Below are 22504 nucleotides of genomic sequence, written 5' to 3'. Positions count from 1 at the left end.
AATTCAACCGATTTAAGCCCGACTCCAAAAGTAACCTCCTATAAACAGAGTCCGTCAAAAACCGAGGTATTTAGCAGTCTTTGCCAAACCCAGTTGGGAATGATTAGGATAGGGAGTTGAACTTAGACGGCTACTCAACAAGTCTGTGGGGGTGATATTGTTTCTTGGCGCTGTTGCTTGATGGTTTGTAATTCCAAGAGCAAGGTTTCAACTTCAGCGTGCAAATGCAGAAACTTCACTTGCTGATCAGCGCTGTAAAGATTTTTCATCGCATCAATCGTTAGAGGCTTAGACATAACAGAACCGGAAGTCCGGCTTGAAGGGGCATCTAAGGTTTGAGAACGGGATGCGGTCGAGGAACGATTGGACATCAGCAGTTGATTTGACATCTAAAAAATTTTAGCTCAACAAATCTTAACTATATCCTACCCTGAACGTTTACTCTTATTGAAAAAAATATTAAAAGTAAACGAGAAGGTAAACTAATTGACATTCTCAGGTTTGAAAACACTGAGATTCTTTAATCATCGAGTCAACTTGCTTAGACAAGATTTCTCAAGCCTAAGTAGAGGTCGATTCTCCTAAAGCTTAACTTCCGGTATGTCCTACCGTACAGAAGAAAGTTTTTTCTACTTAAGTCTTGTCCAAATTTAGCTTTCCTAAACGTCAACACTGTTAGGTGTGACCGCGCGCTCAACCGATAAAAGTTGAGTTGTTACGTTGTTTAGTTATACTCAATATAAGGAATACACCCAACGGCTGATCCTGTCAACTGATCAAGTTAATGGATTTAAACCGTTCAGGGAGTTCTCAACGATCATGAATTTGTCTATTTGTCAATCCTTAAACGGATTATCAAGAAAATGGGTCTAAAACCCCATCCTTCTAGGACGGCTTTATATTGGGTTGTCTATTGACATCTGATCGTGCTACTATTTCCGGCAACAGGAAAGGTAAATAACCTGTCTAAAAACCTAGTCGCCTAACGGCAAAACCCTGAACCTTGACAACTGAATCTATAGGGTTCTACTGCACAGTTCTAGTTTCCTTCCAGCAGTGGGTAAAAGATTCGTGGGGGCTAGACAACCAGTTTTTTGAAACAAATTTGTTTCAAGCTAAAAAAGAACTCGCAGCAATGCGAATAGGGTAGGGCATACCCGAATTTACGCTTGGGGAGAATCCCACCTCTGGTTGAAGCACTGCAAGGTACTTTGATTAAGTGGTTTCGTTGAACCCAGAATCCCCACGCCTTCAGGCTGGGGAGTGTCAATTTTCATTTATTAACTCCTACCAAGATGACGTTGACTTTGCCTACAACCCAGTCCTCATTAAAGTGCTGGCCCGGTCTGATTGAAGCCTATCGCAACTATTTACCTGTTTCTGAAGCGACCCCCGTTATTACTCTACAAGAAGGCAACACGCCCTTGATTCCGGCCCCAACGATTGCTGAACGAATTGGCAAACAGGTGCAGGTCTATCTGAAATATGACGGACTTAACCCCACAGGCAGCTTCAAAGACCGAGGCATGACGATGGCGATTTCCAAAGCCAAGGAGGAAGGCAGCAAAGCCGTTATCTGTGCAAGTACCGGAAATACTTCGGCTTCGGCGGCGGCCTATGCCCGTCGGGCCGGAATGAAAGCCTTTGTGTTGATTCCTGATGGCTATGTGGCTTTAGGGAAATTAGCCCAAGCCTTATTATATGGGGCGGAAGTCTTAGCAATTAAGGGGAATTTTGACCGAGCGTTGAATATTGTCCGAGAGATGGCCGAACATTACCCAATTACCTTAGTAAATTCCGTCAATCCCTATCGTTTAGAAGGTCAAAAAACGGCCGCCTTTGAGGTAGTAGATGCCTTGGGAGATGCCCCCGACTGGTTATGTATTCCGGTGGGAAATGCGGGGAATATTAGTGCCTATTGGATGGGATTTTGTCAATATCATTCTGTTGGGAAATGTTCTCGTTTACCCCAAATGATGGGATTTCAAGCGGCGGGTGCGGCACCGTTAGTGTCGGGTCATCCGATAGAAAATCCTGAAACCTTAGCAACAGCGATTCGGATTGGAAATCCGGCGAGTTGGGATATTGCGGTGGCGGCGAAAGATGCCAGTAAAGGCAGTTTTAGCGCTGTTACTGATACAGAAATTTTGGATGCTTACCGATTATTAGCGTCTGGGGAAGGGATTTTTTGTGAACCTGCAAGTGCCGCGTCCGTAGCGGGATTATTGAAAGTGAAAGATCAGGTTCCAGAAGGAATTAAAATTGTTTGTGTGTTAACAGGAAATGGCTTAAAAGATCCTGATACAGCTATTACTCACAGCAACAATAAATTCAAAGCGGGAATTGCACCGGAAATGGAAGCGGTGGCAAAAGTTATGGGATTTTAATTTGTGAGTAGAGGCGTTGAATGTAACGTCTCTACCGAGTTTTTTTATAGTTAAGTTTGATGAACCGATTCAAGAATTTTTTGTTTAATTGGGTTCAATTTCTGTTCTATCCAGTCTGGTACTTGATGTTCTTGTAAAACATCTGCTCCTAAATATAAGTAATTTTCTGTTGATTGCTCATAGATGTTTTTTCGCTCTAAATAATCGGGAGAATCTTCTTCTTTTGGAGGAAGCGTAATCACAGCTATGGGTAAATCTTCATTGTACTTCTTAACATTTTCAATAGACCAAGAAAGTGCTTGTAAAGAATTTTCTGGTGGATTGATTTCAAATGACAAACCCTGCGCTAATAGATAAGGATTCCCATTCGCAACTGCCACATCAAATTTAAACTTTTCTCGCTTTCCATAAAGTTCATATTTTTGTTTTATTAAAGTTTTAAATTGCTCCTGATTTTCCTGACCTAGCCAGTTTTTGAAAGCTTCTTTGACACTAGAAGTTGCAACTCTAGCAGCCTGTTGTCGATCGCGGGGTTTAGGTTTATAGAGTGATGGAATCGAGGAATTTATAGGAATATCTTTATAGCTTTTATCTCTATTAATGAGGGAATTATGCGGCTCAACAAGGAAATCTTCAACAATATCTTGAAGCAGTTTATCTACAGGAGCTAGAGAAGGACGAGGTTCAGTAAACTGAATACTGTTCATCCATCCGCGTGCAATTTTTGTTAATCGTTCATGTTTAGGAATTTCACTTTCTTCATCCCCCGGAAACACTAACCCGCGAGATGCCGTTTCTTTCATTCTTTCAGCAAAGTTTGTTAGAAAGTTAATATTTTCCATCCCAAAATTACGGACACGCTTCCAGTTAGCTAAAAACTGCACACGAACTTCAAGATCCGTGAAAGCCACAACACCAATATTAATCCGTTCATCAGCAATCGGATTAGGAACATATTGAATAATACTGTATCTGCTAACCATAGGCTTGGCCGTTATGTCTTGCTTGAATGGATTATAGAAGATTGATTAACTCTTGTTGTCTCTTGACTAAGTATTCCACCATCGTAACTCGTTCTTCTATTGTAAGCCCCCATTCGATAGGAGGTGCTGCAACAGCTTGAATAATTTTATCTTCAGAAACTTGATCAAGTTGTTCTAAAGCGTTTTTGATTTCTGGGGACTCGTGGCTGAAGGAACAGAGTATGCGTAAACGAGTATCTAACTCAGCAGCAGGAGCTTGACTGAGAGTTTCCTGAGTCCAGTTTGGCCCACCAGGGAAAAAATGACCATGATCGACAGAATAAACTCGATTAGGATACTGTTTTTCAAAGATAAACTGATGATCCCTGGCTAAAACCCAACCATACAATACACACAAACTCGCAAACTGAGGAATATTTTCTACTTGCTCAGTGTAAAACTTGGTTAGATCCCTCTCATCCTGACAACCTTCAATAAAAAGAGTAGCGTGTGCTGTTCCAGGGGTAAGGTAATCCAGTTCAGGATACGCTTCTGATAGATCAGAATCAATTTCAGCAATTCGAGGGTAGCCAACGGTCGCGTTGATTGTGATTCCTAGCCTCGCCACAATTTGATCATTGACAATCTGACGACCTGCTTGTTGACCTTTAATCATATACTTTTGGTTGTCATAACACCGAAATAAAGCTGGACGGGCTGAGGTATTCCAAGCTTTTAGGAAATGTTCAACAAGCAGAGGTTCTTCTGGTTGAGCGATAGCAGATTCTAAAGCATCTCTCCATTGTTCTCGTTGTTGTTGGTGGGTTGGTTTACTGTTCACAAATTAACCTTAAAGAGTCAGGTCATCTCAACTAGCTTAATATAGGCAGGAACACACAAACAAGACTATTTCACTTATTAACAGCAGATTTTAATCCGGGTTCAAAATGTAAAGGTTGTTCTAACAATACCAATAACTGCATCATCATTATTATTATTTTGGGCAGGTGCTGTTAACCAAATTAACCCAGGAGTGATCGCAATATAATCATTTAATCGATATTTATAAAACGCTTCAATATGAAAAGGGACATCGTTAGCCGGAGGAGGATTATCACTGCGATAGGGTTCTGCACCAATGACTAAACCCCCTAAATTTCCCTCTTTACCAATATCAGGAAAAGCCAAGCCAACGGCATAATACCAAATATCCGCATTGCCATTCCCAGGAGAATTTTTAGCTTGGGTATAACCTAAATAAGCATTTATGGCAAAATGGGGACTAAATTGATAAAATCCTTCTAATCCATAGGAATTGGTGATCATTTGGGAAAAGGGTTTATTAGCTTCCCAGGTTTCAACTAAGGGAAATGTAGTCCCAAAATCAAAAATTGCACCCCTATTTTTGTAAGCATTTACATAGGTTAAACCGATGCCCAATTTGGGTTTTGGACTCCAACGAATTTGGGTTAAAGCGGTATATTCACCATTAAATAAACCTTCTCCATTTCCAGCATTGTGGGCATTACTCGCTAAATAAGCTAAACTGAAAATCCATTGAGGATTAGGTTGGTAATTAGCGGCTATTCCTGCACCTCCCCCAATTCGATAGATAGGACTTGATGAGGCAAATTCTGATAACGCTCGCGCCCCACTGGTTCCACTTTCCAGAAACGGGCTCAGGGTAGGGGCGAGATCAAATAATACACCACCTGTGGCGATCGCATTAACGGAAAGTCGGGAATTCACGGGAAAGGAATAAGCGAGACGACCTGCGCGAATCTCATCATTAGGATAAGTGAGATTAACGGTGGTTAATCCCTCGGCGGAACCTCCGGGTAAAGCTAATTGAGGCGCATTTCCCCCAAACATCCGAAAATAGAGGCTATCTTGACCTGTAAAACTGGTTCTAAAGTTCAGTCGCACTCGATGTTGAACCACTGGAATATGATTGCCATCCACCAACCCACTAAACCCATTAGAGAAGGTGGTAATGGCTTCCCCGGTGAGTTTTGTTGTGGTGGAAAATTGATTGGCTTCAACTTCTGCTGTACGAGCTTCTAAGGCAGTTAAGTGACCTTTTAAAACGCTGAGTTCTGGCGCAAATTGTTCTTGTAGTTGTTGCAAAAGGGTTATATCTTCAGAGGTGATTAAATGTCCTGTATTAGATGCAATTATCTCATTAATCCGAGACAAACAGGCATTCAATCCGGCAGCGAATTCAAATCGAGTTAAGGCGCGATTGCCTTGATAACGGTTATCCTCATATCCGGTAATACAGCCATAGCGTTCCACCAAAGATTGCAAAGCTTGAAACGCCCAATCCCCCGGATTAATATCTGATAAATAAGACACTGAAGTGACATTAAATACCTTATCATTCGTCTCCGTATTATTATCAAGATCAGCAAGTTCGATTTGTTCCTGAATGGTTTCAGTGGTATCTATTGGGGGTTCCGGTGCTGCTAAAACTGTTAAATAGCCATTCAGTCCCATCGCCAAACTCATCGACCCTATCACCCATTTCTCAAAAAATCTATATCGCATTTTTGTTGACTGTTAACAGGTCAGTGGAACAGGCATCTTGCCTGTTCAGTGGGGTTTCGAGTTTCACCAAAGGAGTGTCTATTATTTCCCCTCTTCCCCTTGTCCCCCTATCCCTCCTCAATAGGCGGTAATTGAGGTAAGGGTTGTTGAGCTTCGGGAAGTTGAGCAATAGAAGACGAATACTCTGACTGATTTGCTATTAACGTCGGTAACACAGTGGTTGCAGATTGAGATTGATTTTGAGCTTTAGTGAGTAAATCAACCGTATCGCCTAACGCTGTTGTTAAACTATTGCGGGTTTCCAGATGAGCCGCTTTTTCGGCTTCTAAAGCTTCGACAAGTTGATGAATCTGTTCACGAGAGCGATCGCGTTCTAACATCGCTTCAATTAATTTAGCTTTCACCTCATCCAAGGTTTTTAACTGATCCATTTCTTGACGAACTGCAACCCGCACTTGTAACTCATTGGGAAGGGGAGATAAACGTTGCCATCGTTCTAATTCTCCCCGCAGTTCCCCTACTTGTTCTAAATATCGTTGCGCTTCTTGGCGTCGTTGCTGGGCTTCGATATTGTAGCGTTGTCGCCATTGGTCAGAACTTTCGATCGCCGCATTCAGTTCCCGTTGGGTTTGTGCCAACTGTTGTTTCAAGCGTTTAATTTCGTCTAGCCACTGTCGAACATCCTGGGTCATAGAACTTAGGGAAATCACAAATCGAGCAACTCATTATCTTAAGATTTTATCGAATTGCGGGTAAAGTCTGTTAAATCTGATTCAAATACTCGTCAATATAGACTTTCAGGGTTTCTAAATTCTGTTCAATTTTCCTGATCAGTTTAGAACACAGGGAAAGGTTTTGCTGTTGTGTCGCATTTTCCAGTTGATAAGCCAGTTGAGAAATAATGGTTGCTCCCACATTGGCACTAGAGCCCTTGAGGCGATGAGCATATTGTCGGAGAGTGGCAAAATCTTGATCGCTGATGGCGATTTCAATCTGACTAAAATCTTGATGGGTGCGGTCTAAATAAACGGCTAATAATTTTTGCTGAAAGTCTTTCTTCCCGCCAGAAATTGTTCGCAAACGTTCGACATTCAAAGGCGTTTGATCCGCAGAACTAGAAGGAATTTTTGCCTTCATTAATCCTGAAGTTCCTAAAATTTGGGGTTGGTGACTTTTAGAATGAATCACCTGAGCCCATTTCATTAAAACCGCTTCTAAATCTTCGGGTTCAACGGGTTTACTCAGATAATCATCCATCCCCGCAGCCAGACATTTTTCTCGATCCGCAGGTAACGCATGGGCGGTCAGCGCAATAATAATCGTATGACGACGATCATGTTCTTGTAATCTTAATTGTCGAGTTGTTGCATACCCATCTAACAAGGGCATTTGACAATCCATAAACACAACATCATAGGTTTTTTGACTCAAAATTTCCAAAGCTTCCTGCCCATTATTAGCTAAATCTGCTTCATATCCTAATAAACTTAATTGATTTAAAATCACCTGTTGATTAATGGGATGATCCTCGGCTAAGAGAATCTGTAAGGGAGGTTTGGGTTGGGTATCTTTTTCCTGACGATAGGAACAAGCTTCTTGACGTTGTTGTTGCAAACTGGATGAAATTTGATTCGCCATTGCAGTCAATAACGCATCAAATAAACGAGAAGCTCTGACAGGTTTAATTAAATAACTGGCAATTCCTTGCTGTAACATTTGTTCAGCGAGATCCCGTTGATTCATCATCGTCATTAAAACTAATTTAGTTTGGGATAAATTGCGATCGCTACGAATCACCTCCGCCACATTTTCCCCATTTCCCCGTAATAATTGTTGATCAAAAATTGCCGCATGGTAAGGTTCCCCTTGAGTCGCCGCTTGGTGTAATAACGTTAATGCTGATTCTCCATTCATGGCTTCATCTAACTGCATTCCCCAAGATTGAGTTAAATAGCGAATAGCTTGACGAATTGTGGCACTACTATCAACAACTAATAGTTTTAAATTCATTAAACTGGGGGGGACAGCGCGATTTTTTGTCGCTTCCCCGGTCAAAAATTGAGCCGTAAACCAAAATTTAGAGCCTTGACCTAACTGACTTTCAACCCCAATTTCTCCCCCCATTAAAGTCACCAATTGTTTAGAAATGACTAATCCTAATCCAGTTCCACCATATTGACGAGTGGTGGAAGCATCCAATTGAGAAAAACATTGAAAGAGTTTTTCCTGTCCTTGAGGAGAAATCCCAATTCCGGTATCAGAAACTTCAAACCGTAATAACGTCATTTTAGAGGTGCTAGAAACTTGCTTAACCCGCACTACTACTTCTCCCTGGGAGGTAAATTTTATTCCATTTCCTAATAAATTTAATAAGACTTGACGCACGCGACCCGGATCTCCGCGTAACTGACGGGGGACTTCCAAATCAACAATAATCGCCAGTTGTAACCCTTTTTCTTCCGCTTGAGTAGCGACTAAATCAATAACCGTTTCTAAACAATTTTCTAAATCAAAATCTAAGCTTTCCAGCTTCATTTCTCCAGCTTCTAATTTAGAAAAATCCAGAATATCATTAATAATCGCTAATAAATGTTCCGCACTCATCCGAACACTTTGAACAAAATCCTGTTGTTTAGGGGTTAATTCTGTTTTTAATAATAATCCCGCCATCCCCATCACCCCATTCATTGGAGTACGGATTTCATGACTCATATTCGCTAAAAATTGAGACTTAATTCGAGCATTTTCTAAAGCCGCTTCCCGTGCTTCTACTAACTCATCAATGCGATCAGCTGCAATCACAGCACCGCCGATTTGTTCATTCGGTTCATACCAAGGATGAATCGCCCAACGAATAATACCTTTTGTGCCATCTGCATCATAAAACACATCTTCAGCACTGGAAATAATCTCCCCTTTTAAAACCTGTTTAAACGCATTTTTCCAGGATTCCGGCATTTTAGGAAAAGCTTCAGGGTAGGGAGATTTAAGGGGGGAAGACTGTTGTTTTAATCCAACCAAACCAAAATCAGAAAGCCATTTATCACTATAGGCAATGTAACCCATTTCTCGATCAAACATTGCCATGGCAACGGGAGCATGGGTAATAATTTGTCGCAATTGTTGACGTTCTCGTTCAATGGCATCTTCTATTTGTTTTCGTTCGGTAATATTTCGACCTGTTCCATACATTAATCCACTACTAGCAACCCGAACACAATTCCAAGCAATCCATTTATAGGTATTATCTTTACATCGTAATCGGGTTTCAAAAGAAACAATCAACGCTTCTTGAGTATTTTCATCACTAATCGTCGCCTCAACAAAACTTAAATCATCGGGATGAACCAGAGATAGAAAGGAGGTTTGTAGCAATTCTTGGGACGTAAAACCCAGAATTTTTTCCGCAGAAGGACTGACCCGCTTTAATTTTCGATCTCGGTTGGCAATCATTAAGAAATCAACGGATAATTCAAAAAAGCGATCGCGTTCTAATTCTAATTCTTTGCGAGATGTAATATCTTCAATTACCGTAATCCCATAGCGTTTTTCTTCCCCTTGCCAGTAGGGTGATCGCTCTAACCATGACCCCAAAGAAACCGTTAAATTAATCCAAACAATTGAACCATTTTTCCGAAGATAGCGTTTTTCAATTGAATAACTAGGAATTTCTTGATCAATAAGCTTTTGAAACAAATATAATTCAGCCTCAGCATCATCAGAATGAGTAATATCAAATAACTTACATCTTAATAGCTCATCACGGGAATAGCCAACAATATCACAGAATTTTTGATTAACTTTTAGCCATTTTCCAGACAGAGAAATATGACCAATGCCGACAGCAGCTTGTTCAAATGTATCTCTAAATAAACGTTCTTGAGCATGGGTTTTAGCAATTTGGACGGCTAACTTTTGATCTAATTTCTGCATTAAATAAATGGCAAATCCTGAACCAATTATACCCATTCCTGTGACAACAAACATGGAAATCCAAATCAATTTTGTTTGCTGATTTTGGAGACTTCTGCCGAGTTCGAGTAGACGTTCTTCTTCGCTAATAAATTGATTAATATCTTGACGAGTAATCTGCATTTGTATCCCCGTCTTTTTTAATAGATTTTGTAAAAATAGCGACTGGTTTGGGGATGGATTAGGAGATTGAGTCGTATTTAAGTAAAGTTTTAAGAGTTCTTGGGATTGATTAATAGCAGTTTCAAGCTTTTGAATTTGATCAGTTTGATTGGACTTCTCGGCAACTAAATCTTTAAGTTTTTGGATAGAGGATGGTAAATTTTTTAAGGTTTCTTGGTAAATGTTTAAATAATGCTTTTGACGAGTTAACGCATAATCTTTAACCCCCATTTCGGCGGTTAAAACTTGAGTTAACAACTCTTGAGCTTGATTACGGACAAGATAACTATGGCGGACTCGATTTCTCGCCTCTTGGCTTTGGTACTGAAAGATCGCAACAATCACCAAACCAATGGTTAAACTTGATATGGGAATTCCAATAATCAGACTGGCGCGATAACGCTGAATAAACTTCAGCCACTTAGGTAAGGAATTAGTAAAATCTGTGTTCATATTTTATAGTAGGGAATAGGGAGAAAAGGAGTTTAAAGTTCTGGCGCTGATTCTATGTTATCCCTAATGTTTCGATATGATTCCTATGACCCTTCCCATAAATCCATCAATGAATAATGCTGTCTACAAAAACACCGCTCAGAAGCGAGAGCGGTGCATAGGGGGTGTTATGGGTGTTATCTACTCTAAACAATAACAGATGGGAACTCGGCTTGGAGTACAACTATGTGCTGGTTTCCAAATTGTCACAAGTCCTAGGTTGTCTGTGGTCGCGTCAATATAGGAACGTAATTTATGTCTTCTCTATTAAAACCCTAGAAAGGATTTAAGAAATCATTCAAGGGTTAACCGGGTCAAAATCCGATCTACTTTTGTAAAATTGATTTTAGCCTTGAGAATAAAAATCGAGGGATTTGATCTAACTGGGAAAAAATAAGATTCCATAGATAGGCATACTGAGGAAACCTTTTAATTAACAATATATCCGATGATAAATAGATTCTAAAACCCTTTTTCTGCATGAGAATGTATCGAATTTGTTCGGGTTTGGGTAGTGCATGACCCATAATTTTTTCAGGTTCATAGAATTTAGCTTGGATAAATAGACCTAAAGTCCGATCTAAGCTCCAACTTGGAATCCAGGTCAACGCATTCATCAGTTTTAGGGTTTGACTAAAATCTTCTAAAGATTCCTTAACTTGAACTGTTTTCCAAACTTTATTATTAAAATTCTCAAAATGAATTCCTTCCCTATCTTTTCGGGTTCTTTTTTGATTAATTAGCAAGAGAATATCTAACTTATTATTAAGAGGAACGATGGGGATAGCGAGTAAGTCTTTGTAATTCCCTTTTTGATAGGGATATGGATTTTCAGGAGTTTTGCTAATAACTTCCAGTTGATCAATATTAGGAATAGCCGACCATTCTTTCTGAATTTCTGCTTCATCTTGGTAGTCAATATTTTTAATTGCTAATCTTAATACCCAACTTTCAGGGAACCGAGCGAAATAGTTACTGGTAAGCTCTAAAATATCAGGATGAATAAAATCATCATCATCCAGAGCGATAACGTATTCAGTATTGACATTCAGGAGTCCCGTCATTCTTTGCATCACTTCCCCTTTGAAAGGACTGATAATAACTCTTATTCGAGGATCGGGAAAGTTTGGAATAGGAGTATTAGGAGGATAAACCAAAATAAATTCCACATTCCCTTTAACTTTCAACAATTGCTCTAACCAATAATCCGAAAATTTCCCTAATGTTGCTGTAACAATTGATAATAAAGGTTCAGCAGTAGAAATATTGAATGAAGTCATAAATTGATTGAATGCTTAATTCTGAAACAGGTTGTACAATTGACTAAAACTTGTACAATAGTATAATAACTCACTCAAAAATGATTGGCAATAACCTAAATTCCATTTTGTAGGAAACTAAATTCATAGCAGGGAACAGCTTAATTGAAAGAAAAAGGCGAAAAGCGTCTAGCTTTCAACATCAGTTTTTGTCAAACATCGTGTTTTCGAGAAGGAATCACGCAAACGGGAATATCAGGACTAATATTAACCTCAATACTATTGAGTAAAGCGACTAACTGGTCAAAAACCACATCATTTGCTAAAGTGTAAATGCCCCGAGACTGCATCTATTAACTCCTCGTGTTGATCAAGCTCTTAACAATTTAAACTAAGGTTTCAGTAAATTCTATGATGCCAGATGATTCTCGAAATATTTTAATGATTTCTTCAACCTTTCCCTATCCCCCCAGTCGAGGCGGAACCGAGATTAGAACGTTTAACTTGCTGAAATATCTACATTCTCACCACAATATTACCTTAGTCACCCAACGACATCCAGGGGTGAGTGATCACGATGTTGAAGAATTGCGTCAATGGGTCAGTCAACTCATGGTTTTTCCCCTTCCTCCAGAGCCTGGTTCTTCAGGAATGGGTAAAGTGGGACGGTTTTTAAATTCCTTAATAAAAAGTACGCCTCCTAATGTTCTCTATCGTTACTCTAAAGAGATACAAACTTGGATTGATCAAGGAATTCAACAAAGCAAATTTGATATCATTACTTGTGAACATAGTGTTAATGAAATTTATATTCGACCGTCCTATCTAAACCAAGTTCATACCGTTGTTAATATTCATAGTTCCTTGGTGGGTTGGACTCGTAATCATTTAGAAATGGGGGCTTCTCCCAATCCTCAACGCGATCGCATTTACTTAAATTTACTCTTAGAACGGTATGAAAAACGCTATGCTGCGAAATTTCAGGATTTAGTCGTGACCACCGATGATGATGAAAAACAGTTTCAGGAGTTTAACCCTCAAGGTCAAATTCATGTGATTGCTAATGGCGTTGATTTAGAATTATTTCCCATGCGATCGCAAGATCCCAATAATCATAACTTAGCCTTTGTCGGTGCGATGGATGCTTCCCATAATATCGATGCGGCTCGATTTTTTAGCTTAGAGGTTTTACCCATTTTACAAGAACGCTATCCTGATACAACCTTTACCATTGTAGGAGCAAGACCCGTACCAGAGGTTCAACAATTAGCCAATTATCCCGGTGTAATTGTCACTGGAAGCATTCCGAAGGTGGTGGATTATTTACATCAAGCAACGGTTTGTGTAACCCCCTTACGCAGTGGATATGGGATTAAAAATAAAACCCTAGAAGCAATGGCCGCAGGAGTTCCCGTCGTGGCCAGTGACCGAGGCTTAGAAGGATTGGCCGTTGATGGGCCAAATCATCCCCATCGAGCCTTACGCGCTAACTCCGTTGCTGAATATGTGGAAGCCATTAGCCGATTGTTTGAACATCCTAACCTCCGACACCAATTGTCGCAAAATGGGCGATTATTAATTGAAACTGAATATACTTGGGAACGAGCCGGAGAACTTTATGAACAAGTATTGCTCCGCCGTTAGTATAACCCCATCTTACTTCTAAATCTTCATGATGAATCCTTTAGAGACAGGTCATCAACCCTCTGCGCGAAAAAAGAGTCAACCCCTAAAACCCAAAGCCAAACCGGGTAAACCCCAGGCTCCATCAGGGTTACAGCGTCGTCAAATTCGACGTTCTCAACAAGCTGTTTTGGCTTCTGGGAAAACGTCATCACCCAAGGCCTTAAAACCGTTGGTTAAACGGGGAGGTCAACCGCTATGGAGATTGTGGAAAAAATGGATCGCGGATGGGGTTGCCTTTACCTTATTGTTGGGAGGCTCAACCTTAATTGGCGGATGTGCTTGGTTTAGTTATCAACTGATTGTTAATCCTGATGTAGGAATTTGGCTGAATCAATTTTTACCTGCGTGGACACAAATTCCTCTGCAACGCCGGGACTCAATTCAAACCTTAGCAGAAATTAGTCAAACCCTGAAAAAAGAGGGGTTAATTGCGGGCAAATCTTTTGCCTTACCGCAACTGAATTCTCCTAACTCCGTAGCCAAAAATCAAGCTGCTTTATTGCCTCTTCCCTCGGCATTTGTTGCTTCAAAAACCTGGGTTCAAGAGTCACCCGATCTATTAATTCCCGTGTTAAAAACTCGCAAATCTAGTGTGACTCATCCTTGTGAAGGAGTGTGTCAGGAAATCGTGCAATTGCGACTTTATCAAGCGGTGCAAATGCCCTATCAACGACCAGGTACCACTTCCTATTATCGCTTAACTCAACAACTTGATACTCAAGGCCCAGCCGAATCTTTTGTAATTGCATCTTTAATTGGAACTGAATCCAATCAACAAGGTTCTAATAAGCCACTTCCCTTAACGCGATTAACTCCATTTAAAGGCAAAATTCCTCAAATGGGGCTTTGGTTTAATCTTAATAGTGAGCGAGTTATGGGGGACAAAATTGTTCCCTACGGACAGATTATTCATTACAATCCCAATCACCATCATTTGAGTATGATGTTAGAGTGGAAAAGTGCCGCCGGACAGCAACCAATCTGGCAGGAAGTTACGGGAGGAAAAGACCCGGAATTATTAATTGAACAAACTATCGGCTTAGAACCTCAGTTTAGTATTTATCAAGTTCAACCCTTTAAATTTATTCCAAATCCGATTCAATTAACGGCTATTTCTTTAGATGAAGTCTTCTTAGATGATTATAATTATCGACAAGCTTTACGATTAGCTAGAAGTGGGTTATGGTCGCCAGCATTAGATTTAATTAAACCCTTGAAAAAAAATATTGTTTCTGGAAATCAATCTTCTTTAAAATGGTCATCCGCCGTTCAAGGGCAGTTAGATTTAATTGAATTTCATGCTAAAATTACTAAAGCGCAAGCCATTGCAGCCTGGGCGAGTCCCAGTCAACAAGTTTTAGCAAGTTTAATTGATGGACGCTGGAGTGAGGCGTTAGAGGTGTTAAAAAATAATCCAGGGAATCAACAAGAAATTGCTAATTTATTAAGATCTAATGGAGGACGGATTAAAAATCGTCTGAATGCTGCTTTATTAGAAAAACCCGATCAACTGGATTTAAAAACCTGGGGTACTTTAATGATTGCGGCGGAAGAGGGAAGAAATGAAGCGATCACTTGGTTAGATGAACAACCCGAAACTAATCAAAAAGATCGCAAAGAAATTTTAGAATTACTCTTTAAATTAATCGAATAAATTGATCTTGTAGGGTGTATAAATGTAGCACACAGGCTGTTTAATTCCTATCGAATAAAACTGGATTTGGCTTTTGATCTTTGATCGATAACGTCAGAGGTTGCCTAATTGTGCAATAATGATCCGGCAGTCTCCCAACTAAGCGTGCGTCCGATGGCCGACAGTCCCCAAACTCCCGATGAACTTGTCCAGGTTTTAGCTGAATTTCAGGATCTGCATTTTGAACTTCCTGATCCAGAAGCAGAAATTCCTGAATTGGATTTTGAACACCAAATTGATGTCGCTTGGAAAGTTTGCGATCGCTTTGACTTGCAAACGGAAATTTGGCGAGGCAGAATTTTAAGAGTGGTTCGTGATCGCGAGAAAAAAGGCGGCGAGGGACGGGGGACAGGCTTTTTAAATTGGTTAAAAGAACGGGAAATTAGCAAAAGTCAAGCCTACGCTTTAATTGAATTAGCAAATAGTGCGGATACTTTATTACTTCAAGGTCATCTTAACCCCGATGCAATTAATAATTTTAGTAAACGAGCTTTTGTAGAAACTGCAAAAGCACCCGCAGAAGTTCAACAAATGGTCAGTGATGCGGCGTGTAAAGGCGATCGCATTACTCGTCGTGAAGTTCGACAATTAAATGATGAATGGACGGCGATGAGTTCTGATTTAATTCCTGATGAAATTCGGGAAAAAGCAACGGAGGGTTCCATGCCGCCTCGGTATCTTGCGCCATTAGTTCGAGAAATGGAAAAATTACCCGAAGCACACATTACAGAATTGCAACGGGAAATGGTAGAAAATCCTGATGTTGATACGATTAAACAGTTAACATCGGAAGCCAAAAATTTATCGAAATATTTGGATGCTGCGGCTCAAGTTCAAGCCTTAAATCAGTCTTCTGTGGATATGGAAATGGCTTTAGAAGAAGCGTTACGGGTGGGATGTTTAAATACAGCTTCTGATTTAGTTAAACAAGCCACTGTTCTCGAACAAACGATGGTTAAATTGTATAGTAGTTGGAAACGAGTCGGAAGTTTAGCGGATCGATTATATGTGGATACAGGAGCAAGTACCCCCCATTTGCGATCGCTTTTAGGCTGTTTAGAACAGTTAGCAGGTCAAATTATTGAAGTGCAATTAGGGGATGGTAGTGAGGGTAGAATTCGTTTACAAATTCTATCGGATAATGAGTAAAATAGACTTTTGATCCTACAGATGGCATATCCATCGACAGATAGAAACCATTTGTTGATCATTAGTCAGATTGGCTGCATTTTCTAATAGTTCATTTTCAAGTTGATGCCAAATTTCTCTAGCCATATTTCTTTCAATAGCAGCACCAATAAAAAAGGTATGGGGTTTAAGTTCTATTTTTGAGAATGCAGTGATAATTCGCTGTAACGCTGTTCGTGCTGTTTTCCAATGTTCATCTGCACCTGCTGGATCAATTCCGCCTTTGAGTTCTCCTAATGCAATATAACTGGAGGGTAATTGTTCTTTTTGAGTCAGTTCTTCTGGAGTACAATTCAAGATGCACAAATCTACATTATTACCTACTAAATTAACTTTTCGATTAAACATTAAAGTGCGGTATTCGAGTTCATGTTTCCAACTTAAACCTTTTAAATATAACTCGATATCAGAGTCATCTTCTAGCATTTGTATCCATTGATTTGTTGCAGAATGTAACCATCGATAAGATTTTCCTGAAATTCTTAATATAGAAATCAAGGTACGAATTAGTTTTCGTTGTGCTAGAATTCCGCCAGCATTCCGCATTGCACCACCTAATGTATCTCCTCGTGTTAGTAAAAATCTAAAAACTAACTCTTCTATAAAATTTGCTCCTGCGGGTTCTAAAAAGTTTTTAATTAATCCTTGAATGGCATCGATTTTATCTTGAATTTCTAAATATTTAATAGATTTATCCGAGAGTCCTGCTGCTGTTAGTAAAGCAGGTTGTATATCTGTAATTGCTAAAAGATCCGTCGGTATTGTAGCCTGAGAAGCAAATAGCTTGAGGGTTCTTGCTTGTTCAATAAAAGGAGTTGCTCTCCGGTTTTTTTCCAAAGCTAAAGCAACAAAGCCTGATCGAGTTGCTTGATACTCTGTAATCAGATCCTCACTCCTTGTTAAATGTTGAAGATAGGTTTTTTGAGTTGTCATTTGCCTTTTCTCCAAATATAGATACACTTTCTTAAAGCGTCTCTCCCATGTAACCCCATTTGCTGACTACTGTTTCCTTTTGCATTAGGTAAGACTAAAATATTTTCAATATAAAATCCTAAATCTTCTGCAATTTTAGAGAGAATTAAATCCACAGAAATGCTGATTCCAGCATAGCGAACATTATCATTAACTAGAATTAGAGGTGCATAAGGTTTCATCACTCTACCACACTCCTGAATTACACAAGCCATTTCATAAAAATAACCTGTTATCATTCTAATAATACCATTATTATTTAATAAATTTTGTTCTTTTTGTTCCTGTAAGTAATTTAAAATAGATTGCAACAGTTCTTGATTATGGGTTACATCAAGAGCCGTTTTCCAACCTGGATTCATCTTTAATAAATCCTTGGCTTTATTTTCAACAGTACAGCTTAACATTTGTTGTCTAAGTTTTACCAGTTCTTTTTCATTCACCCCCAGTAATGCTAATTCTAAAGCATAAGTTCGAGTATAGTCATAGCGATTACAATAAGGAGGGGAAGTAATGACAGCATCATAGACATTTTCAGGTAAGGTAGGTAGAATATCTAAACAGGAACCGTTATAAAGTTTAAGTGTTCCTTGATCTGGATTCGTAGAAATAGAAAAAAGTTCTAATTGTTGACTAGAAGGCTGAATATCTTGAATAATTTCATCTAATTTGTTAACAATGGCTTGTTCAAAGCTAAGAATTTCTCCTTTATTAAAAGGTGTTTTACCTTGTTTATGAATTGAACGATAATCCCATCGCAAATATTGACCATCTTTACGAGTATAACTCACTTCTTCTAATATACATAATAAAGCAAAACATAACACAGTTTTTACGGGTTCAGCTTCTAGTTGTAAAGCACCCCTATATTTTTCAATTGATCCTTTTGTTTCTTCAGGATAAGCACCTTTTGTAATTCTCAATTCTAGCAAAGGATCTAACTCTTTTGTTTCTAACCAAGGTTTTGTGGTTTTCCAATATTCAATTCTTGATAAATCTTCTTGAGTTAAATCACAATCAATAATTTTTCGACTCTTAATAATTTCCTGACCAATTGGAAGTAATTCAACCCCATCTGTATTAATCCCATGAGAATTAGCTGCAAATAAAGTTGTCCCACTTCCTGCAAAAGGATCTAAAATATTACCTTGATTAATCTGATATTTTTTCAGAAAATATTCAACAAGAGGAACTGAAAAGGCTTCTTTATATTTAAAGCAACGATAAAGAGCCTGAGTTTTATTCGCTTGAAAACTAACTAGAGTTCTACTTAATTCAGGTTTTAAAAATAACTGTTTTGAGAAATACTCTTTCAGTTGACAATCTAAATTTATAATTTTATTGATACGAGATGGGTGTAAGTTTTTACAATTTTGAGAAAGGGGTTCTATTAACACAGGTGTATTAGTTAAAAGATCAGTAAAACTATTATTAATACTATCACAAAAATCCAAATAATTCCAGTTTAAGCTTGCTCTGAATGGAGGTTGACAACTACCATTCTGCTAGAACTTGGTTATGATAGAGAAGAATGAATCTGATCTGGGAGTCCGAGAAACCTGATCTACTTCAGAACATCATATCTTTACAAACAACATCAACATTTTATGCTAAGTTCCAACGGATTTGATTTATACAACTTGTCCTACCCTATCACTTCTACTCCCTATGCTGACTTATCATCAACCCTTCAAAATCAATACTTATATGATTTTCAAGTTGATGTTTCAGAAATTGGAGGAGTTATCGCTAAATCCTTTAATTCTAATCCTTCATTACCTGGGGTAATTTTGACCGAAAATAAAACCTTTTTTGGCATGATTTCTCGACGACGTTTTTTAGAACGATTAAGCCGTCCCTATGGGATTGAACTATTTTTCAACCGTTCTTTAAAATTGTTGTATCGCTGGGAAAAAAAAGACATTTTAATTTTGCCTGGTTCCACTCCAATTTTAGAAGCGACTCAAATAGCTTTACAGCGCTTACCTGATTTAGTTTATGAACCCATTGTTGTCCAACTTGCACCTCAAACCTATCGACTGATTGATATGTATCAACTGTTACTTGCTCAGTCAGAAATTCATCAATTAGCTCATCAAGTTTTGCAAGAATTATATCATGAATTACAAATCAAAGCCAGCTTAGATGGATTAACTCAGATCGCTAACCGTCGCTTTTTCGACCAATATTTTGAGCAACAATGGTTACAACTTGAATCCACTGAATTTCCACTTTCTCTGATTTTTACTGATGTGGATTACTTCAAAGCCTATAATGATACCTATGGACATCATGCTGGTGATGATTGTCTCAAACAAGTTGCTCAAGTGATTGCACAAACCTTGACATCAGATCAAGGTTTAGTCGCTCGATATGGAGGGGAAGAATTTGTAGTTGTTTTACCCAAAGTCGCCCAAGAACAAGCTATTTTAATTGCTGAAAAAATGCGAAATAATGTTAAAGCAATTCAGATTAAGCATCAAAGTTCTTCCGTGAGTTCTTATGTCACAATCAGTTTAGGAATTGCTACTGTAGAATTTGGTCATTCAGAAATCATTAGTAAGATTAAAACACCAGGAGATTTAATTATTGCAGCCGATCAAGCATTATATCAAGCTAAAAATCAAGGACGGGATCAGGTGGTCTGTTCCAGTATGAAACATCCTTACTTTTGGGCTTTAAGTTCCCAAATTTCCCTACAAAATTCCTAGAAGACTAGCAAAATAGCTAAAATCAACACTCAATTCTCTTTTGAACCAGGTCTTTTGGGTTTAGGGACTATTCAGCACTGATTAGTTTAAAAATAGGTAAAAAGATTAATAACAGATTAAATTAAAAATTTCGCTTCAAACTATAAATTATAGAATAAAATAGAATAAAATGCTTTCAGGGTTAAAAAGCATCCCTTATCCTATCAGTTAAATTTTAATCAATTACCCTTAATATAATTATGGTCAATCTCCAGCCTATGGAAACGCCATCCTCACCCCTTCCTTTCTCATCCATTCATAACTTAGAGCTAGAATCTACTCTCCAAGATCTCTCTTTGTATGATGTTCAAGTTGACATCAAGGAACAGGGAATGATTCTCGCTAAAAAGTTAGAAGTAAATCCCTTAATTCCTGGCGTAATTTTAAAAGAAGACGGTGAATTTACGGGGATGATTTCTCGACGACGATTTTTAGAACAGTTAAGTCGTCCCTACGGACGAGAATTGTTTTTACAACGTTCTATTCGTTCATTACAACGATTTGCTCAAGTAGAGTTATTTGTGTTACCTGGAAAGACTTTAATTGTAGAAGCAGCCCATAAAGCAGTACAGCGATCGCCTGAATTATTGTATGAACCTATTATCGTTCAGTTAACGGAAAATCGGTATCAACTTCTCGATACTCAACAGTTATTAGTTGCTCAATCTCATATTCATCAATTAACCACTGAATTATTACGTCAGCAAGCTCAATCTCAACTGATTCAAACCGAAAAGTTAGCCAGTTTAGGACAAATGGTGGCTGGAGTAGCCCATGAAATTAGAAACCCAGTTAGTTGTATTTTAGGTAATTCTGGCTGTCTATTGAATTATTATCAAGATTTAATGAAGTTGATTAAAACCTATGAGGAAAATACTGAAAAACCTTGTGCTTTGATTGATGATCTCAAAGCCGAAATTGATTTTGAATTTCTACAACAAGACTTAGGAGAAGCGATTAAAAGTATTCTAGTCAGTTCAGAACGTCTGAGTCAACTTGTCAATAATTTGCATAGTTTTTCGTACATGGATGGAAATCAACGCCGAGAAATCAATATACATGATTGTATTGATAGCACATTATTAATCCTAAAAAATCGTCTCAAGCAAGGAATTGAAGTGATTAAAAATTATGATGATATTCCTTTATTTAAGTGCTATTCTGGTCAACTTAGTCAAGTGTTTATGAATCTGATTTCTAATGCGATTGATGCGTTAGAAGATGGAAAACAAAACGGTCAAAAATCTCCTAGAATTGAGATTCATACTCAAGTTAAAATGCTATCTGAAGATCAAATCTATCCGGCTCGGTTAGCTCAACTTTCTCAAGAAAATCGTTTATTGTATTCTTTCCCAACTTACAAAAAAGCAATTGACCAAGATATTCTTGAGATTGATGTTAACTCAGAATGGCTATCAATTCGGATTCGGGATAATGGAAACGGAATTCCCCCTGAAATTCAATCTCGAATTTTTGATACCTTTTTTACCACTAAACCAGCCGGAAAAGGAACCGGATTAGGATTAGCTATTAGTCACCAAATTATTCGGGAAAAACATGGAGGTCAACTGAATTTTATTTCTACCCCAGGTGTGGGGACGGAATTTGAGATTTTATTACCCCTTCTTTAAGATTATAAGCAGTTTGTTTAATCGGTTCTAATAAATTCAAGGATAAATTAAATAGATTTAAAGCACTTCCTCCCCCATGATAATCACTCCCCCCTGTTTTTAATAAACCGTAAGCTTCACAGAGTTTTTCTAACCGTTGAATTTGGGAATCACTATGATGAGGATGATACACTTCAATCCCCATTAATCCGGCTTCTAATAATTCATGAAAAACCGTTTCAACTTTTCCCCCTTGGTATAAATAAGGATGCGCCCAAACCGGAACTGCGCCACAGGATTTTAACAGTTGAATTCCATCAAGACTGGAAAATTTGTCATACTGAACAAAGGCAGGTTTATGTTCTCCTAACCAGCGTTCAAAAGCTTCCTGGGGAGACTGAATGTAACCCGCTTTTACCAGTGCCCTAGCAATATGGGGACGGGCTGCTGCAACGCCTTCTCCCATTGCTTCTAACTCAATGGGATAACCAAGTTGAGCTAGTTTTTCTAGGATTTGATTGGCTCGATTTTTACGTCCATTTAAACGTTCTTTGAGAGGATTTTCAAGTTTATTTTTATCGGGATAAAACCCTAAAATATGTAACGATCGTTCATTGTAAACAGTTGATAATTCAACACCGGGTACAATTTCAATATTATAGGATGCTGCCGCCTGAAAAGCTTCTTCCCAACCGGATAAAGTATCGTGATCTGTAATAGCCAAGGCTTTAACTCCAACTTCTGCGGCGGTAATCACCAATTCAGTTGGGGTGAGTTGGCCATCGGAGTAGGTTGTATGACAGTGAAGTTCTAACATCGGTGTA

Annotated in this window: 17 protein-coding genes; 6 read left to right on the top strand and 11 right to left on the bottom strand. The window is 38.7% G+C overall.

Translation table 11 applies throughout. The annotated features are described in order from the left end of the window. Positions 1-134: 134 nt before the first annotated feature. The gene (locus tag H6G57_RS12915) at positions 135-389 is read right to left on the bottom strand and encodes a hypothetical protein (RefSeq protein ID WP_190519280.1); all 255 of its coding nucleotides are present in this window, start codon (positions 387-389) and stop codon (positions 135-137) included. 906 nt (positions 390-1295) lie between these two features. On the opposite strand from H6G57_RS12915, the gene thrC reads away from it, so the two are divergent. Beyond that, positions 1296-2387: a threonine synthase gene (thrC, locus tag H6G57_RS12910; RefSeq protein ID WP_190519136.1), complete on the top strand. Its 1092-nt coding sequence runs from the start codon at positions 1296-1298 to the stop codon at positions 2385-2387. Between the two features lie 50 nt (positions 2388-2437). On the opposite strand, the gene H6G57_RS12905 is transcribed toward thrC, so the two are convergent. From H6G57_RS12905 to H6G57_RS12875, 7 genes are all read right to left on the bottom strand, one after another. Continuing rightward, positions 2438-3370 carry a DUF3037 domain-containing protein gene (locus H6G57_RS12905; RefSeq protein ID WP_190519135.1) on the bottom strand — a complete coding sequence of 311 codons (933 nt, stop codon included), beginning with the start codon at positions 3368-3370 and terminating at the stop codon, positions 2438-2440. A 31-nt stretch (positions 3371-3401) separates the two neighbouring features. After that, the gene (locus H6G57_RS12900; protein WP_190519132.1) at positions 3402-4190 is read right to left on the bottom strand and encodes a HipA family kinase; all 789 of its coding nucleotides are present in this window, start codon (positions 4188-4190) and stop codon (positions 3402-3404) included. A gap of 101 nt (positions 4191-4291) precedes the next feature. After that, entirely contained in the window at positions 4292-5896 is a 1605-nt protein-coding gene (locus H6G57_RS12895) for an iron uptake porin (RefSeq protein WP_190519130.1), read from the bottom strand. Between the two features lie 107 nt (positions 5897-6003). After that, positions 6004-6588, bottom strand: coding sequence for a hypothetical protein (locus tag H6G57_RS12890; RefSeq protein ID WP_190519128.1), 585 nt, complete (start codon positions 6586-6588; stop codon positions 6004-6006). Between the two features lie 70 nt (positions 6589-6658). Continuing rightward, positions 6659-10483 (bottom strand): PAS domain S-box protein, encoded by a 3825-nt coding sequence (locus H6G57_RS12885; RefSeq protein ID WP_190519126.1) that lies wholly within the window; start codon positions 10481-10483, stop codon positions 6659-6661. A 365-nt stretch (positions 10484-10848) separates the two neighbouring features. Then, positions 10849-11802: a glycosyltransferase family A protein gene (locus tag H6G57_RS12880; RefSeq protein ID WP_190519125.1), complete on the bottom strand. Its 954-nt coding sequence runs from the start codon at positions 11800-11802 to the stop codon at positions 10849-10851. A gap of 191 nt (positions 11803-11993) precedes the next feature. After that, positions 11994-12131 (bottom strand): hypothetical protein, encoded by a 138-nt coding sequence (locus tag H6G57_RS12875; protein WP_375539518.1) that lies wholly within the window; start codon positions 12129-12131, stop codon positions 11994-11996. A 61-nt stretch (positions 12132-12192) separates the two neighbouring features. On the opposite strand from H6G57_RS12875, the gene H6G57_RS12870 reads away from it, so the two are divergent. From H6G57_RS12870 to H6G57_RS12860, 3 genes are all read left to right on the top strand, one after another. Continuing rightward, positions 12193-13425: a glycosyltransferase family 4 protein gene (locus H6G57_RS12870; protein WP_242048967.1), complete on the top strand. Its 1233-nt coding sequence runs from the start codon at positions 12193-12195 to the stop codon at positions 13423-13425. Between the two features lie 28 nt (positions 13426-13453). Continuing rightward, on the top strand, positions 13454-15121 hold the full coding sequence (locus tag H6G57_RS12865; protein WP_190519123.1) for a hypothetical protein: 1668 nt from the start codon (positions 13454-13456) through the stop codon (positions 15119-15121). A gap of 153 nt (positions 15122-15274) precedes the next feature. Next, positions 15275-16309 (top strand): hypothetical protein, encoded by a 1035-nt coding sequence (locus H6G57_RS12860; RefSeq protein WP_190519121.1) that lies wholly within the window; start codon positions 15275-15277, stop codon positions 16307-16309. 15 nt (positions 16310-16324) lie between these two features. Here H6G57_RS12860 and H6G57_RS12855 read toward each other — a convergent pair whose 3' ends face one another. Next, entirely contained in the window at positions 16325-17281 is a 957-nt protein-coding gene (locus H6G57_RS12855; protein WP_199314259.1) for an AvaI/BsoBI family type II restriction endonuclease, read from the bottom strand. Continuing rightward, positions 17278-18717: a DNA methyltransferase gene (locus H6G57_RS12850; protein WP_190519117.1), complete on the bottom strand. Its 1440-nt coding sequence runs from the start codon at positions 18715-18717 to the stop codon at positions 17278-17280. The genes H6G57_RS12855 and H6G57_RS12850 overlap by 4 nt, the downstream gene beginning before the upstream one ends. A 210-nt stretch (positions 18718-18927) precedes the next feature. Between H6G57_RS12850 and H6G57_RS12845 the strand changes: the two genes are divergently transcribed. Together H6G57_RS12845 and H6G57_RS12840 are read left to right on the top strand one after the other, a co-directional pair. Further along, positions 18928-20031 (top strand): GGDEF domain-containing protein, encoded by a 1104-nt coding sequence (locus H6G57_RS12845; RefSeq protein ID WP_190519115.1) that lies wholly within the window; start codon positions 18928-18930, stop codon positions 20029-20031. A gap of 239 nt (positions 20032-20270) precedes the next feature. Then, positions 20271-21701: a sensor histidine kinase gene (locus tag H6G57_RS12840; RefSeq protein ID WP_190519113.1), complete on the top strand. Its 1431-nt coding sequence runs from the start codon at positions 20271-20273 to the stop codon at positions 21699-21701. Here H6G57_RS12840 and H6G57_RS12835 read toward each other — a convergent pair. Further along, positions 21652-22497, bottom strand: a complete 846-nt coding sequence (locus H6G57_RS12835) for a PHP domain-containing protein (protein WP_190519111.1) — start codon at positions 22495-22497, stop codon at positions 21652-21654. The genes H6G57_RS12840 and H6G57_RS12835 overlap by 50 nt on opposite strands. Between the last annotated feature and the right edge of the window lie 7 nt (positions 22498-22504).

The organism is Planktothrix sp. FACHB-1365, from assembly GCF_014697575.1.
In the GTDB taxonomy this organism is placed as follows: Bacteria; Cyanobacteriota; Cyanobacteriia; order Cyanobacteriales; family Microcoleaceae; genus Planktothrix.
Note: the sequence above shows the minus strand (reverse complement) of the source record. Positions and strands in the feature narration are given on the sequence as shown.